The sequence below is a fragment of the Campylobacter concisus genome (genome assembly GCF_902460595.1).
In the GTDB taxonomy this organism is placed as follows: domain Bacteria; phylum Campylobacterota; class Campylobacteria; order Campylobacterales; family Campylobacteraceae; genus Campylobacter_A; species Campylobacter_A concisus_BL.
Map to the genome: position 1 here is coordinate 1 of NZ_CABPVA010000035.1, position 1,373 is coordinate 1,373.

Annotated in this window: 3 protein-coding genes and 1 pseudogene; all 4 read left to right on the forward strand. The window is 27.0% G+C overall.

Features of this window, described 5'->3' with window-relative positions:
• Positions 1-185: DUF4926 domain-containing protein (locus F3G86_RS10170; protein ID WP_149723781.1), on the forward strand; the 185-nt coding region annotated here is incomplete at its 5' end.
• 15 nt (positions 186-200) lie between these two features.
• Complete coding sequence (locus F3G86_RS10175; protein WP_149723782.1) at positions 201-608, forward strand: hypothetical protein; 408 nt, start codon at positions 201-203, stop codon at positions 606-608.
• 204 nt (positions 609-812) lie between these two features.
• Positions 813-1,043: pseudogene (locus F3G86_RS11240) on the forward strand (polymorphic toxin type 50 domain-containing protein); the annotation flags it as partial.
• Between the two features lie 8 nt (positions 1,044-1,051).
• A complete protein-coding gene (locus tag F3G86_RS10185; protein WP_223228597.1) occupies positions 1,052-1,303 on the forward strand; it encodes a MafI2 family immunity protein in 252 nt (83 codons plus the stop codon).
• Positions 1,304-1,373 lie beyond the last annotated feature (70 nt).

Sequence of the window (1,373 nt, forward strand, 5' to 3'; positions counted from 1 at the left end):
TTAAAAAAGGAACAAAGGGAACAATTGTAATGAATTATAATACAACAGATTGTGAAGTTGAATTTTTCGATGAAAATGATAATGTAATTAAAATAAGTGAATTTGGATACACTTTGACATTAAATAAAAAATATTTAACATTATATAATTTGCCTACCACATCAAAAAGGAATGCAAATATATAAGGAGCTAAAATTCAAATGAAAAATATCTCCAAAATACGTAAAAATATAGATAGTAATTATATGGAAATATATGCTGATTATTTTGGCTGTTCCTTGCTAACGCTCTTTACGCAAGATAATTTAGAATTTGAAACAATTGAAGATGAAGTTGAAGCTTTCCTATACCTGTTAAAAAAATTTATTGATAGTGGGCTTATACTTGTTGTATTGCCACTAAGTGGAGAAAAAGAAAAAATTATTCAAAATATTAAATTTTGGGATACTACTTCGGATACGATAATAGAATATATAAGGCAAAAACTTCCTAAAAATTTAAATTCATTATATGGTAGAATTAACGATAATGATAGTTTTGTAAAATTTTGGTATAAAGATTGCCCAGATATTCGCTGGGTCAATAGAAAAACAGGAAAAATTTATTAGGATAACAAATGACTTATCAAGCCTATAAAAAACCAAATACAAATTAAGACTCAAATTTAAGTTACTAACTTTAAGTTTTGCATTTGTATTTTTGTATTTTATGATATTTCAAAGTTATGCTAATGTTACAAATTTCAATAAAAATGTCCGGGCTAACTACTCTGTGGATATCATTAAAACTTCTGGCTTGCTAAAAATAGAAGCACATTATCTTATAATATAGATCCAAAAGAGCTAATCAATGATATAAAAAATAACAAAGTGAAAAAAATACGAGTTATAAATGAAAATAAACTTAAAATTGATTTTGGTCGGATCATAGGCGAAGTAAAAAAATACGATGGTTCATCATCGCAAAATACTACTTGGGGAATAGTTCATATTGATAAAAATGGTGGGGCTCATATCGTTCCAGCATTTCCAGACAAATTTTGAGGTGTATTATGAAAAATATTTATTCAATACTTCTATTCGGATTGCATGTAGGTTTTTTAGGAGAAATACGACCAAATGTAAGAGGCATTGCCTTTGATTATGGAGATGATGGCACTGTTTATTTATATGGTTATTTAGACAATGAACCAACAGATGAAGACTATGATATTTTTTCGTATGCTTTAACTGAATTATATTCCGTATCGCCAGAACTAGATGCAAACGGACAATATAAAGAAAAAATTATATTAACAAAATAGAATGGGAAAAATATTAAAAAACAGCCACATTATATGGATTGGTTTTATATAAGATACGAAGATGATTAAA